We start from the raw sequence: 13,933 nt of genomic DNA on the forward strand, positions 1-13,933 counted from the left end.
CAATCGACCAATCTTATTAATATTATGTTAATCCCTAAATAATTGGAGTTACAGCTAGGCGACAAGCAAATTCAGCCCTAGGAGCATAGAAGCTCTATGTGATTAGGGTGAATTTTCGCCGTCAACAACGCTGCAACTTCAAGTATGACGGGATTAAATGTCTTCAGCGCGAATCTGACGATAAATCTCTGGCGTCGGCGTGTATTCACCACCAACGGTGATCGCTTGTTTCAATGCATCCGCAGCTTCTTGCCACTGCGCTTCATTGCGAGCATGAATGACCGCCAAAGGCTTATCACTTGACGCTTGTTCACCAAGGCGAATGAAGTGGTCAAAACCTACCGCATAATCAATCGTATCGGTTGCCACGCGGCGACCACCACCCATTCCGACGACGGCCATACCAATAGCGCGCGTATCCATCGCCGAAACGACGCCCGACTCATCCGCATAAACAGGTTTGATGATGTCTGCTTTATCAAGGTAGTTATCGTAGTTCTCAACGAAATCTGCCGGACCACCTAAGCCTGCGACCATTTTACCGAAACACTCAGCTGCTTTGCCGTTGTCCAGCACTTGCATCAATTTTGCACGCGCGTCTTCGGTGTTATCAGCCAGCTTGCCAAGCACTAACATCTCAGCACATGACGCCATGGTCACTTCAAGCAAACGTGGGTTACGGTATTCACCAGTAAGGAATCGCACCGCTTCACGCACTTCAACCGCATTGCCAGCAGAAGATGCCAGCACTTGGTTCATATCCGTCAAGATTGCAGTGGTCTTAGTTCCCGCACCATTAGCCACGGCTACAATTGACTTAGCGAGTTCTTCAGACGCCTCGTACGTTGGCATAAATGCGCCAGAACCTACTTTGACATCCATCACCAACGACTCAAGACCGGCCGCCAGTTTCTTCGACAGAATTGACGCAGTAATCAGTGAGATGTTGTCTACTGTCGCGGTAATATCACGTGTTGCGTAAACACGCTTATCTGCCGGTGCAAGATCGCCCGTTTGACCGATGATAGCCACACCGGCGTCTTTAGTCACATCACCAAACACTTCGTTAGTTGGGGTAATGTTGTAGCCTGGAATAGACTCAAGTTTATCAAGTGTACCGCCAGTGTGACCAAGACCACGACCCGAAATCATGGGTACAAAACCACCACATGCGGCCACCATAGGGCCAAGCATCAGTGAGGTTACGTCGCCGACACCACCAGTTGAGTGTTTATCAACGATTGGACCACCGAAGTTCTTGTGGCTCCAATCAATCACCATGCCTGAATCACGCATTGCACACGTTAAAGCAATACGTTCAGGCATGGTCATTTCATTAAAAAAAATCGCCATAGCAAACGCTGCAATCTGACCTTCAGAGACGCTATTATTTGCCACGCCTTGAATAAAGAAGTTAATTTCTTCCGCGGTTAGCACTTCGCCGTCACGTTTTTTACGAATGATTTCTTGAGGTAAGTACATTAGATCCTCCCACGCTGTGAATAGCGATGGTTGTAAGGTAAAGAGGTTATGTGGAACAGCAAAATGCCGCTCCACCAAACAGACTTTATTTTCATCAATTCTCTACATATTTGGCGTTGCAGCTAGGCGTCAAGTAAGTTCATTCCTATGAGCTTAGAGGCTCTATGTGATTAGGATGAACTTACGTAGACAACAACGCTGCGCCGCCAAATAGACGAGAAAATTAGTAGGCTGCTGGATCAGCAGTCTCGTCTGTCACTTCTAATGTATTAAGTAGGTTAGTTAGTAGGCTTGACGCACCAAAACGGTAATGACGAGCATCCACCCAGTTATCTCCTAGGATCTCATCTGCCATTGCCAAATACGCTTGTGCATCTTCAGCCGTACGAACGCCACCAGCAGGTTTGAAACCCACACTTTCGGCAACGCCCATGTCACGAATCACTTCTAGCATCATGCGAGCGTATTCTGGAGTTGCGTTTACTGGCACTTTACCTGTGGAGGTTTTGATGAAGTCGGCACCCGCTTTGATACAGATTTCAGAAGCCTTTTTGATCAGCGCTTCTTCTTTGAGCTCACCGGTTTCGATGATCACTTTAAGCAAAATGTCTCCGCAAGCCGCTTTACATTGCTTAACAAGCTCGAAACCCACTTCCTCGTTACCTGCCATCAGCGCACGGTATGGGAATACCACGTCGACTTCATCTGCACCGTACGCCACTGCTGCTTTGGTTTCAGCCACTGCGATATCAATATCGTCATTACCGTGTGGGAAGTTAGTTACCGTCGCAATACGAATATCAGGTGTGCCTTGCTCACGAAGTGTTTTCTTCGCAATCGGAATAAAGCGAGGGTATATACAGATTGCAGCTGTGTTTCCTACTGCTGATTTAGCGTCATGACAAAGTGATATAACTTTCGCATCAGTGTCATCATCATTCAGCGTAGTTAGGTCCATAAGTTTTAGTGCACGTAGTGCTGCTGCTTTTAAATCGCTCATTTCTATCTCCGATCAATATTCAAAAAAGTGACGGTTCTAAATACATTTTTAGAACTGCAGTCATTTATGAACGGACTTGGTTCCTTGAAGACTCGGCATATACAGCGAAAATATGCCAATTGCTATCCCTGTCACCGCACAGTACCAGTTTGGTCTATGGCACAACAATCTGCGATTGCGGTGTCTAACGTATATGGGCTCTGCCCTAGCAACTTATGTTGCCACTATCGATAATCATACTCCTTGTATCGATTATCTCTAGCTAAAAAACTTCTCAATGATCCATTGATAAGTTAGACCACCTAAGTAAACCCCAACAATGCCCATAATGCCTGACAAAACAGGCGGCGCTGGTATGGGTAACTTAAGCGCAGAAAACAGGACTCCAACAACAAAACCCGCTAAGGTTGCGAGGATAACTTCATTCATGAGTTTTACCCTACTATCTATAGTTAACTACATTATAGATATTTATCGCGGAACTGTAGTCGCTCATAGAGCGCAAACGGTTTGTATCTCAAAAAAGTGTCTGTTCAACGTTTGCGCGGGCTAGCCTCTCGCAAACATGATGTATTTTCTTGTCTGAACCGAGAACAGACAATAGTTGAAAACTTAACTTAATCACAGACAAGTCATGTTCTCAGATTGTCAAAATTGTGAGTGTGGGAGCAAAGCTCCTAGGATTCTAATCTCTGGGAGCTTAGCTCGCTAAGTGGCTAGAATGAGAAATCTCAGTTAGCGCAGTCATCACAATACGCGGAAAACAAAAAAGCCCCGTAGCACACAGTGTGTGGCTACGGGGCTTTTAAAGTGGCGTCTATATAATCTTTCTTACTTAATTAGAAAGATAGGAAGAAGCCAGCGATTGTCGCTGCCATCAGGTTAGATAGCGTACCAGCACAAACCGCTTTAACACCCATACGAGCGATGTCGTGACGACGGTTTGGCGCTAGGCCACCTAGACCACCTAGTAGAATCGCGATAGAAGAAAGGTTTGCGAAACCACATAGAGCGAAGGCAATGATTGCTTGAGTCTTCTCAGTCATCACAGCACCTGTCGCTGCAACTACTTGAGCGTTCTCACCAACATAAGGGACGAAGTTCAGGTAAGCAACGAATTCGTTCACAACCAGTTTTTGACCGATGAATGAACCAGCAACTGTTGCTTCTTCCCATGGCACACCGATTAGGAATGCTAGAGGCGAGAATAGGTAACCTAGTAGGATTTCTAGTGTTAGCTCAGGCATACCGAACCAACCGCCAACGCCACCTAGAATACCGTTAACCAATGCGATTAGGCCGATGAATGCCAATAGCATTGCACCAACGTTAAGCGCAAGTTGTAGACCAACTGATGCACCGCCTGCAGCTGCGTCGATAACGTTAGCTGGCTTGTCGTCACCACCGTCAATGTCATTACCTAGATTTTCATCTGGAGTGTCAGTTTCAGGCTTGATGATTTTAGCGAATAAAAGACCACCAGGTGCTGCCATGAATGATGCTGCTACAAGGTATTCTAGAGGAACACCCATAGACGCGTAACCTGCTAGTACACCACCAGCAACAGACGCTAAACCACCACACATTACTGCAAATAGCTCAGATTGAGTCATTTTAGGTACAAACGGACGAACCACTAGCGGCGCTTCAGTTTGACCAACAAAAATGTTAGCTGCTGCAGACATAGACTCGGCACGTGAAGTACCTAGTGCTTTTTGTAGACCACCACCAAGAATCTTGATAACCCATTGCATAACACCAATGTAGTAAAGTACAGAGATAAGTGCAGAGAAGAAGATTAGTGTTGGGAGTACTTGGAATGCAAAGATGAAACCGATACCGTCAACTGAGAAGTTAACAAGGTTGCCGAATAGGAAACCAGTACCGTCTTTACCGTAATCGATAACGTTCTGTACACCAGCTGAGAAACCAGCCAGTAGGTCGCGACCCCATGGTACGTAAAGAACGAAACCACCGATGATAAATTGGATAGCAAAAGCGCCACCCACAGTTCTTAGATTGATAGCTTTGCGGTTATCAGACAGTAGTAATGCAAGTCCTAGCAATACTGCCATGCCGACTAGGCTCATAAACAGGCTCATAGTTTATGACTTCCTTATAGGTTATTTATTGGCGTGTGACAAAATGGTGCTCAAAAGAAGCCGCAATTATACTCATCCGTCCATTGATAAAGTAATGCCGCCCTCACAGTTTCTGATAAGATTCATCATGCATTCACTCAGTTACGTGAATTAAGTCACATTTAGGTGTATTTGCATTCATCAAATGAACAATTTCTTTAGGAATTATTCACAAATACCGAACGCCAGGTTGCTATTTTTCCAAACGTTTTCAGCAACCGTTTGCTTAGGCATTTCCTTTAACTCCGAGAGACAGGTCAATATTTGAGCTATCATTTTGGGATGATTCGGCTTGCCTTGATGACCATTCAATGGCATGTCGGGAGAATCCGTCTCTAAAACGATATGCTGCAAGGGAAGCGAAGCGATCGCGTGTCGAGTTTTCTGCGCACGTGGATAGGTAATCACGCCGCCGACGCCAATGAAAAAACCACGTTCAACCCACTGCATTGCTTGTTGGTAGCTACCAGAAAAACCGTGTACCACGCCCCCTTGTTCGAAGCGAAGTTGCTTTAACAATTGCAACAATCGTGGCTGACTTTTTCGACAGTGAATAACCAAAGGCAATTGGCTCTGCTGAGCTAAGCGAACTTGAGCAATAAACAGTTGTTCTTGCCACTGCGGGTCGATGTTAATCATAGCGTCTAGGCCACACTCGCCTACCGCAACGCATTTGTTATCACGCTCCGAAAGCTGCTTTTCAAGCTGTTTAATCGAGGAATCGGGGGTTAAAAAATAGGGGTGGAAACCAAGCGCATAGTAAATAGAGCAATGGCGACTGGCTAAATCGCGCACTGACTGCCAATTTTCTGCCCCGATAGAGGGCAGCATAATCCTCTCGACACCAACGCTATGGGCCTGTGCGAGATGAGCCGCAATATCATCAGCAAAAGGGGCAAAATCAAAATGACAGTGGGTATCAAAAAGGCGCACTAGGGCTACGCCTCAGAATTATCAGAGTCATGATGAGCTGGGTCACGGCGATAAGGCACACAACTACGCTTATTCTCCGGCGTCAATCCCATTGATAGACACCAAGCGTCGTATCGTGCGATTAAGCGTTTAAGCCAGTTGATCATTATCGCCCCCTTGTTATGACTGCTCTTCGCGCTTAAACACCAATTCAGTCGGTGTTGATTCCTGCTCGGCAAAGTAATACCCCGCCGTATCAAACTGAGTTAAGTCCGCGACACTAGAGATTCTGTTGTCAATAATATAGCGTGCCATCATGCCGCGTGCTTTCTTGGCGTAGAAGCTGATCACTTTATATTGCCCTTTCTTGCAATCTTTAAATACCGGGGTAATCACTTGCGCATCAAGCGCTTTCGGCTTGACCGCTTTAAAATACTCATTCGACGCTAAGTTAATCAGTACATTGTCACCTTGCTTGGCAATCGCCTGATTAAGCTTATCGGTGATCACATTGCCCCAAAACTGGTAGAGGTTACTGCCTTTGTCGTTGGCGAGTTTGGTTCCCATCTCTAGGCGGTATGGCTGCATAAGATCAAGTGGCCTAAGTAGCCCATAGAGACCAGATAGCATCCGCAGGTGATCCTGAGCATAAGCGAAATCGTCTTCCGACAAAGACTCGGCGTCAAGGCCAGTATAAACGTCACCTTTAAACGCCAAGATAGCTTGACGTGCATTGTCTGGTGTAAATGTATCACTCCACTCCTGGAAACGACCAACATTGAGATCAGCAATCTTATCACTGACTTTCATCAAACTGGCAACGTCAGCAGGCGTTAACTGACGGCAAACTTCAATTAATTGTTTTGAATAGTCAAGCAACTCAGGCTGGGTATACTTCTGCGTTGCGAGTGGTGATTCATAATCTAAGGTTTTCGCTGGTGAAACGACAACTAACATGACTTTACTCTATCTATTGTACGTTGAGCTATAGGTTACAAAAAAAGCCATGCAATGTCTGCATGGCTTTTTAAATCGTTTTGATAGGCAAATCTGATAACCTAAATAATTGGAGTTGTAGCTAGGCGGCAAGTCCATTCAGCCCTATGAGCATAGTATCACTATGTGATTAGGGTGAATTGACGCAGGCGACAACGCTACAACTTCAAGTATGACGGTTATATTAGTCTTTTTTGCTCTGATCCCAAATACCTTCTTCGAGTTGAGACTTCAACTCAGGGAAGTCATTCGAATCAAAGGTTGGCAATTTACCTTCATCCAACTGACGGTTGTAATCTTTTGCCAGTTTAATCACGATACCTGATAGCAGCAAAATCGCCACTAAGTTGACAATCGCCATCAGGCCCATGGAAACATCGGCCAAGGCCCAAACAACTGGCAGTGATGCCATGGCACCAAACATTACCATGCCTAGTACGATGATACGGAAGATACCCAGGCCTGCTTTATGATTGTGCTCTAAGAAGATCAGGTTGGTTTCTGCGTACGAATAGTTGGCAATAATCGATGTGAAGGCGAAGAAGAAAATCGCCACGGCAACGAAGATGCCGCCCCAATCACCGACTTGCGAACTTAACGCCGCTTGAGTCAATTCGATACCAGTGATTTCACCGTGCGGTACATACTCACCCGACATCAAGATAATGGCCACCGTTGAAGAACAGATAACCATAGTGTCCATGAAGACACCGAGCATCTGTACGTAACCTTGAGAAGCAGGGTGTGGCGGGTAAGGCGTTGCTGATGCCGCCGCATTCGGTGCAGAACCCATACCCGCTTCATTCGAAAATAGACCACGTTTGATACCATTGATCATCGCTTGAGCAATCGCGTAGCCCAGACCACCAGCTGCGGCTTCTTGCAAGCCAAAGGCACTCTTAAAGATAAGCGTTAATACTGCAGGTAACTTCTCAAAGTTAGTGACCATGATAAACATCGCCAGCAGCAGATAGGCAAGCGCCATAATAGGTACAATTAGCTCTGCAACTCGCGCAATGCGTTTAATGCCACCAAAAATAACCACAGAAGAAAGTAGAACAACGACAACACCTACATAGGTATTATCCCAACCAAATGCATTGTGCATCGCGTTGGCAATCGAGTTCGCTTGTACTGCATTGAACACTAGACCAAAGGCAATAATAAGGAATACTGAGAACAGTACGCCCATCCAGCGCATACCTAGGCCTTTTTCCATGTAGTAAGCAGGGCCACCACGGTAGTTGCCATCGTCATCTTTGGTTTTATAGAGTTGTGCTAATGTGCTCTCGGCAAACGATGTTGCCATACCGAGCATTGCAATTAGCCACATCCAGAAAATAGCGCCTGGTCCACCAGCGGTGAGCGCTACAGCAACACCAGCCATGTTACCAGTACCAACACGAGCAGCTAGACTAGTACAAAGTGCTTGGAAAGATGAGATACCAGCTTTGTCTGCTTTACGACTGTTCTTCAATACTGAAAACATATGGCCGAAGTGACGGAATTGGATAAAACCTAGACGGACCGTGAAGTAAACTCCAACACCGACGAGTAGATAAACAAGAATCGACCCCCAAAGTAGGTCATTCATTAAGTTAATTAAATCTGTCATAACATCCTCATAGTGAGTTATCGCTGACCTTTGCTTCCTAGCCATCCATCTAACTGCCCAACAAGTGTCAATCGTTCATATCATGTTGGTGTAATGGTGTATGCAGTTTAGATCTGTAAAACTCGCCTCATGCTTCCATTTTACGTATCAACGTTTTTCGACGGGCGGATAATGCAGCGAAGAGCGAGAAAAATCAATATGCACACAGACTCATTCAATTGTTATATTTCACTATATAATCACCACCAATTAACACAAAACAACACAAGCAACTAACAACAAATAAATGAGCCGATAATAATTTCACAACATTTCACAATAAACGAAACATAACACCCTAGTCTCTTACATTCGATCACGAAACCTTAGCCACCAAGGGCTAACGTCGTACGGTAAAATGAATGTGCTCTGTATTAGCGCATAAACGATTATCACAATAAACACTCAGTTGCACACTAGCCCAGTTACTCACCCAACGAGTGCCCCATTAACAATTCGACACAGCCAATTTAATCGTTTACTTAAGGCTAAACGAACAGAAATCCACCAGAATTCTGTCAGTTTTTTGTGAATCCCTCGCACAGTCTCAGTAAAAACTTCATTGAAACGTAACAAATGAGAAATCAATCAAGGTTAACTTTCTTGTTTATATGGTATTTAAAAATTCCTCATTAAGAGGGATAGACATAGAAAAGAGGTCGCTTATGGAAGGCTTAAACTTTGATGAAATTTTTGAACTGGATTTTCCTAAAGGAAGAGGAAGTCGCTCAAAACCGATGAAGCGAAAGTGGCGTGAAATAGAGGCAATCAAAGACCGCCAGCGTCTGCAAAAAGAACTGATGGACATGGATATTGGTTACAACGATTTAAACAAGGTCGAGTTTTAGAAGAAAGAGGCGTTTTCGCCTCTTTTTTATCGAACAATAACGCATCGCTAAGTGCACTCGCGCTCGGTTTGATGGACACGTTCTGCGAGCTGTTGATACTGCTCGGCAATGGTAGAACCGAACACGGGATCGTCCTCGCACACACTCCAACGCTCCTCGACTGCTTGCCAATCCTTAACGGTAAACTTATCAATTAAGTACGGGAAGATGTGCTTTTCTTCGGTTTCTAGGTGCTTTTTCTGCGCGTCTAAAAATGACTCTAGCTGTTCAATAAACATATCCTGAGGGATGACCGCGTCTTGCAGCACCATATCAACCACATCCAAAAACGCATGGCTTTTCTCAGACAAGGTCGTGTGTTCAAGCTCGAGGTTATCAATCTCATGATGATGACCGTAGTGCTCTATATAATAGCGGTACAGGATATCTTCTTTAGGATGATGAACTTTTTCTGCGTGATTGGTGAGATAGTCAACTAACTCACGCAGAATACCATAATTAACTTGGCGCTCACTTTTGAGCATATTGAGCTTATGTCTCAGTAGGGCTAGTAGGCGGACCATATAGCCATGTTCGCGTCGGATCCTTTCTATCATCATAGCGCTTCTCCTTACACTTCATTTTTGTAAGTGTATAAGAGAACAACCACTACCGCTTTGACACTGTTCGAAAAACGCACAAGTTAATACAAATAAAACCTTTATAGCGTTAACGGCAGGCGCCACTCAATCGGCGGTTTACCTTGCTGAATCAAAATTTGATTGGTTTGAGAGAAGTGACGACATCCAAAAAAACCGCGATGTGCAGACAGTGGTGATGGATGAGGCCCCGCAAGAACATGATGTCGGGAGCGATCGATAAAGCGCCCCTTTTTCTGCGCGTGTGCTCCCCATAATAAAAACACCACCCCCGACTGATGGTGATTAATTGCTTCAATCACTTTATCTGTAAAAGTCTCCCACCCCGACTTAGCGTGAGAATGAGCTTTACCCTGCTCAACCGTCAATACGGTATTGAGCAATAACACACCTTGCTCTGCCCAGCTTTGTAAGTAACCATGCTGAGGAATGTCAAAGCCAGCAATATCTTGTGCAAGCTCTTTATACATATTGAGTAATGATGGCGGTGTTTTTACACCGGGTAACACCGAAAAACACAAACCATGCGCTTGGTTCGGTCCGTGATACGGATCTTGACCGATGATAACTACTTTAACGTCATGAAACTCAGTGGCCTTAAACGCGTTAAACACATCCTGACTTGGTGGGTAAATAACCTTGCCTGCAGCGCGCTCTGCTTCAACAAACGCGAGCGTGTTCTGGAAGTAGTCCTGCTGTTTTTCAGCACCAATAACGTCGTGCCAGCTTAGTGATGAAGTCATGCTCTATTCCTTCTACTGTTCATTCGCTGTGATTGTCGCAGAATAAATAGAAGGAACAAAGAGGTTAGTGTTTTTGTGGCGTGCGGTAGTGCCCCTGCCCTGTAACATGACGGTTTGGTGTTGGTAAACGCGTAGGGCGTGCAGTGAAGTATGAGTGTGAAAAAGGCATAATGGCATCCTCAATGTTGTGCGATTCAATCACTACCATGAAAAAATGATGCCACTTTTGCGCTTCACGGCTATTACGCCAGCGTCTGAAGGTGAAACTGGCGCAGCTTGTTGATCTCTTGCGGCCAAATTTCAGGATCAATTGTTTCTAAAATCAGAGGGATAGAATCAAAACGACGATCTTTAGCAATATATTCAAAACAGTCCCAACCAATCTCACCTTGACCGAGCGAGTGATGCCTATCGACTTTGCCACCCAAGGCTATTTTTGAATCATTAATGTGCATCGCTCTTAAATAGCGCATGCCTACCACACGCTCAAATTCGGCAAAAGTAGCCTCACAAGCCGTCGCGCTGCTTAAGTCATACCCTGCGGCAAAAGTGTGGCAAGTATCGATGCAGACCCCAACTCTAGACTTGTCTTCGACCTGGTCAATGATCTCAGCGAGGTGTTCAAAGCGCCAGCCTAAGTTGGTTCCCTGTCCTGCCGTATTCTCTATTACAGCAATCACTTCAGGAACCGCTTGATGGGCAAGGTTAATCGACTCTGCGATCTTTGCTAAACACTCATTTTCGGAAATCTTGTTTAAATGACTCCCAGGATGAAAATTCAATAGCGTCAGGCCAAGTTGGTGGCAACGCTGCATCTCATCAATGAATGCCTGTCGCGATTTCTCGAGCTTTTCTTGTTCAGGCGCCCCTAAATTGATCAAGTATGAATCATGCGGCAAGATCTGCTCGCGACTGAAGCCGTGCTTAGCACAGTTCTGTTTGAAAGCTAGAATCACTGCCGCTTCGAGTGGTTTAGCCACCCATTGACGCTGGTTTTTAGTAAATAGCGCGAAAGCATTCGCGCCAATCTCTTTTGCTCGCAGCGGTGCTTGATCAACGCCACCAGCCGCAGAAACATGAGCGCCGATAAATTTATTTCCTGTGCAATTTTCCATCATGTCATTTAATCACTTTTGACTTTCAGTTCACTGACCTAATTACAACGAATTATCCAATTCATTTCAAATTCACTGCTAGTTTTGTAGTAAATTTACTACAAATGATAGATTAAACTATTTTTTATAATATAAAATAATTTCTAAAGACGTTATTTTTTAATGTTTTATTGATTTCAAACAACAAAATAACCTTTAACTTTTTAATGTTTTTGGTTGTTTTTTGACTTAAATCAATATTATCATAAGGGATATTCGTTATATATTACGTAGCTCAACAAGATTCGAAAATTAACACCAAATAACCATAAATGTGGACTAGGAGATAGTGATGATCCAAGGTATTCAAATTACTAAAGCAGCAAACGACGATCTACTTAACTCTATCTGGCTACTTGATAGCGAGAAAAACGAAGCGCGTTGCGTTGCAGCCAACTCTGGCTTTGAAGCTGACCAAGTGATCGCAGTGAGCGATCTTGGTGAATACGAAAGTCGCGAGGTTGCCATCGAAATGGCACCACGCATCGAAGGTGGTCAACACCTCAACGTAAACGTGCTTAAACGTGAAACACTGGAAGACGCTGTCGCTCACCCAGAGAAATACCCACAGCTAACCATCCGCGTGTCAGGTTACGCAGTGCGTTTTAACTCACTGACGACAGAGCAACAACGTGACGTTATCGCTCGTACTTTTACTGAGTCTCTATAAGTCTCAGCATCAAGATTGAAGACGGCGCTCCTTGAGCGCCGTTTTTTTATCCGCTAAAGTAACCGAGTCAATTACCTCATGAGCAATAAAGATGCTATTGGAAGGCATAGAAACCTTATTAGTGCTAAGTAAAGCGAAAACGATGAGTCGCACGGGGAGTTTACTCTATATTAGCCAATCGGCAGTCAGTAAGCGCATCGCTAATCTTGAAAAGAGATTAGGCAAAAAACTGATCCTTCCAGATGGGCGCAATGTCCAACTGACTCAGGATGGGATAAACCTGATTGAAAGTATAGGTCCAACATTCAATGAGTTACGCGGACTTATCTATGAGCAACAATCGATAGTCGATAATAGCATTCTAAGCCTTGACTGCTCGGAAACATTGGTCGCAGGTTATCTATCCGAGATTTTTGGCCAACACGTTCAGCGCGATCCTCATATCACGATTACCACCAACCATACTCCGAGGATCATTGAACATGTTCAATCAGGCAAGGCACATTTAGGTGTTTGTGCCGGTCACCTACCAGCTCATCATGGCCTGATCACGTATCACCTGCTAGACGAGCCATTTTATGTCGTTTGGGCTAGTCGCTTGGATTGCTTACCGCAAGCGATCATTACCAATGATCTCAATAATTCCGCCAACACCTATCAACTGGCGATCTTAGACAAATTAAACATGTATCCTGTAATGCAGATGGACTCCTACTCTGCCGCCGCCCAGCTTGCCCTCTCGGGTATTGCGCCCGCTTTAGTGCCATTATCTGTGGTTAAAACATTAAAAATCGACGCGGCTCATTGCCATCACTTTGAACAGATTAAACCGCTTTATCGACCTATTCATATCTGTGTTCGCTCAGCATCACTGCGTAACCCTAGGATTAAAGCAGTGATAGAAGTAATGGCTGATGCTGTTCCCAAAGTAGCTTCAGTGCCATTAACATCGACATTGTAATCACCACAGGGCGCACCCACTTTTGCCCTCTACTGATCACCACTTTGGCTCCTAACCTTGCACCGATAAAGCCACCAATCGCCATCACCAACCCAAGATCCCAAATTGGCAGCCCCGCCAGAATAAAAAACAACAGCGCAGCGATGTTAGAGGTGAAATTGAGAACCTTGGTCCGTGCAGTGGCATCGACTAATGAAAAGTTCCCCAAAGCAACAAAGCAGACGGTAAAAATAGAGCCTGTTCCCGGTCCAAAAAAACCGTCGTAAAAACCTACCCCGCCACCGACAGAGAAGGCGAACACGGCTTGTGACAATGTTGCCTCACCCGAGAGACTTTGAGCTTTAGGCATTAATAAAAAGTACGCCGAGATGGCGATCAAGAGTAGTGGTATTAAGCTCGTTAGTAGGGTGGCGTCAATATACTGGACCGTTTCAGCGCCAACGGCCGCTCCGATAAAAGTACAAATGATCGCTAAACGCAGCGACTTTAGATCCACAATCCCGCGCCGAACAAAATACCAACTGGCCGAAAAGCTACCAAATGAGCTTTGCAACTTATTGGTGGCCAGCGCTTGTGTCGGAGGGACACCAGCTGCAAGCAGCGCGGGAAGCGTCAATAACCCTCCGCCGCCTGCCATCGCATCTATAAATCCCGCGACCGACGCCACAAAAAAGAGCAGAGTGAGAATATCTAGTGAAAGTTCCATTTATTTTCATAAGCTTAACTGTAAGTAA

At 45.0% G+C, this 13,933-nt stretch carries 15 protein-coding genes; 3 read left to right on the top strand and 12 right to left on the bottom strand.

The window, feature by feature from the left end:
• Positions 1-153: 153 nt before the first annotated feature.
• The 8 genes from deoA to ViNHUV68_RS11440 form a co-directional block, all read right to left on the bottom strand.
• Complete coding sequence (deoA, locus tag ViNHUV68_RS11405; RefSeq protein ID WP_038174090.1) at positions 154-1,482, bottom strand: thymidine phosphorylase; 1,329 nt, start codon at positions 1,480-1,482, stop codon at positions 154-156.
• Positions 1,483-1,705: 223 nt separating this feature from the next.
• Positions 1,706-2,482 carry a deoxyribose-phosphate aldolase gene (deoC, locus tag ViNHUV68_RS11410; protein ID WP_038174091.1) on the bottom strand — a complete coding sequence of 259 codons (777 nt, stop codon included), beginning with the start codon at positions 2,480-2,482 and terminating at the stop codon, positions 1,706-1,708.
• 258 nt (positions 2,483-2,740) lie between these two features.
• A complete protein-coding gene (locus tag ViNHUV68_RS11415) occupies positions 2,741-2,911 on the bottom strand; it encodes a XapX domain-containing protein (protein ID WP_038174093.1) in 171 nt (56 codons plus the stop codon).
• 410 nt (positions 2,912-3,321) lie between these two features.
• Entirely contained in the window at positions 3,322-4,584 is a 1,263-nt protein-coding gene (locus tag ViNHUV68_RS11420; protein ID WP_391088204.1) for a NupC/NupG family nucleoside CNT transporter, read from the bottom strand.
• Between the two features lie 204 nt (positions 4,585-4,788).
• A complete protein-coding gene (locus ViNHUV68_RS11425; RefSeq protein WP_391088206.1) occupies positions 4,789-5,556 on the bottom strand; it encodes a TatD family hydrolase in 768 nt (255 codons plus the stop codon).
• Positions 5,557-5,561: 5 nt separating this feature from the next.
• The gene (locus tag ViNHUV68_RS11430) at positions 5,562-5,702 is read right to left on the bottom strand and encodes a DUF5363 family protein (protein WP_169739006.1); all 141 of its coding nucleotides are present in this window, start codon (positions 5,700-5,702) and stop codon (positions 5,562-5,564) included.
• Between the two features lie 13 nt (positions 5,703-5,715).
• Entirely contained in the window at positions 5,716-6,492 is a 777-nt protein-coding gene (yaaA, locus tag ViNHUV68_RS11435; protein WP_391088208.1) for a peroxide stress protein YaaA, read from the bottom strand.
• A 223-nt stretch (positions 6,493-6,715) separates the two neighbouring features.
• Positions 6,716-8,146 carry an amino acid carrier protein gene (locus ViNHUV68_RS11440; RefSeq protein ID WP_391088210.1) on the bottom strand — a complete coding sequence of 477 codons (1,431 nt, stop codon included), beginning with the start codon at positions 8,144-8,146 and terminating at the stop codon, positions 6,716-6,718.
• A gap of 704 nt (positions 8,147-8,850) precedes the next feature.
• Here ViNHUV68_RS11440 and ViNHUV68_RS11445 point away from each other — a divergent pair.
• Entirely contained in the window at positions 8,851-9,033 is a 183-nt protein-coding gene (locus ViNHUV68_RS11445; protein ID WP_038174100.1) for a DUF3545 family protein, read from the top strand.
• A gap of 47 nt (positions 9,034-9,080) precedes the next feature.
• Here the strand turns inward: ViNHUV68_RS11445 and ViNHUV68_RS11450 are convergent, their stop codons facing one another.
• The 3 genes from ViNHUV68_RS11450 to nfo all read right to left on the bottom strand — a co-directional run bounded on the left by ViNHUV68_RS11450 (position 9,081) and on the right by nfo (position 11,532).
• The gene (locus tag ViNHUV68_RS11450; protein ID WP_391088212.1) at positions 9,081-9,632 is read right to left on the bottom strand and encodes a hemerythrin domain-containing protein; all 552 of its coding nucleotides are present in this window, start codon (positions 9,630-9,632) and stop codon (positions 9,081-9,083) included.
• A gap of 101 nt (positions 9,633-9,733) precedes the next feature.
• The gene (ung, locus tag ViNHUV68_RS11455; RefSeq protein WP_391088214.1) at positions 9,734-10,414 is read right to left on the bottom strand and encodes a uracil-DNA glycosylase; all 681 of its coding nucleotides are present in this window, start codon (positions 10,412-10,414) and stop codon (positions 9,734-9,736) included.
• 242 nt (positions 10,415-10,656) lie between these two features.
• Positions 10,657-11,532 carry a deoxyribonuclease IV gene (gene nfo, locus ViNHUV68_RS11460; protein ID WP_391088216.1) on the bottom strand — a complete coding sequence of 292 codons (876 nt, stop codon included), beginning with the start codon at positions 11,530-11,532 and terminating at the stop codon, positions 10,657-10,659.
• Positions 11,533-11,860: 328 nt separating this feature from the next.
• Here nfo and grcA point away from each other — a divergent pair, with 328 nt between their 5' ends.
• Positions 11,861-12,238: an autonomous glycyl radical cofactor GrcA gene (grcA, locus tag ViNHUV68_RS11465; RefSeq protein WP_038174105.1), complete on the top strand. Its 378-nt coding sequence runs from the start codon at positions 11,861-11,863 to the stop codon at positions 12,236-12,238.
• A 91-nt stretch (positions 12,239-12,329) separates the two neighbouring features.
• Positions 12,330-13,199, top strand: coding sequence for a LysR family transcriptional regulator (locus ViNHUV68_RS11470; RefSeq protein WP_038174106.1), 870 nt, complete (start codon positions 12,330-12,332; stop codon positions 13,197-13,199).
• Here ViNHUV68_RS11470 and ViNHUV68_RS11475 read toward each other — a convergent pair.
• Positions 13,126-13,905 carry a TSUP family transporter gene (locus tag ViNHUV68_RS11475; RefSeq protein ID WP_391088218.1) on the bottom strand — a complete coding sequence of 260 codons (780 nt, stop codon included), beginning with the start codon at positions 13,903-13,905 and terminating at the stop codon, positions 13,126-13,128. The genes ViNHUV68_RS11470 and ViNHUV68_RS11475 overlap by 74 nt on opposite strands.
• Positions 13,906-13,933: the final 28 nt, after the last annotated feature.

The sequence above is a fragment of the Vibrio sp. NH-UV-68 genome (assembly GCF_042940635.1).
GTDB lineage: Bacteria > Pseudomonadota > Gammaproteobacteria > Enterobacterales > Vibrionaceae > Vibrio > Vibrio pacinii.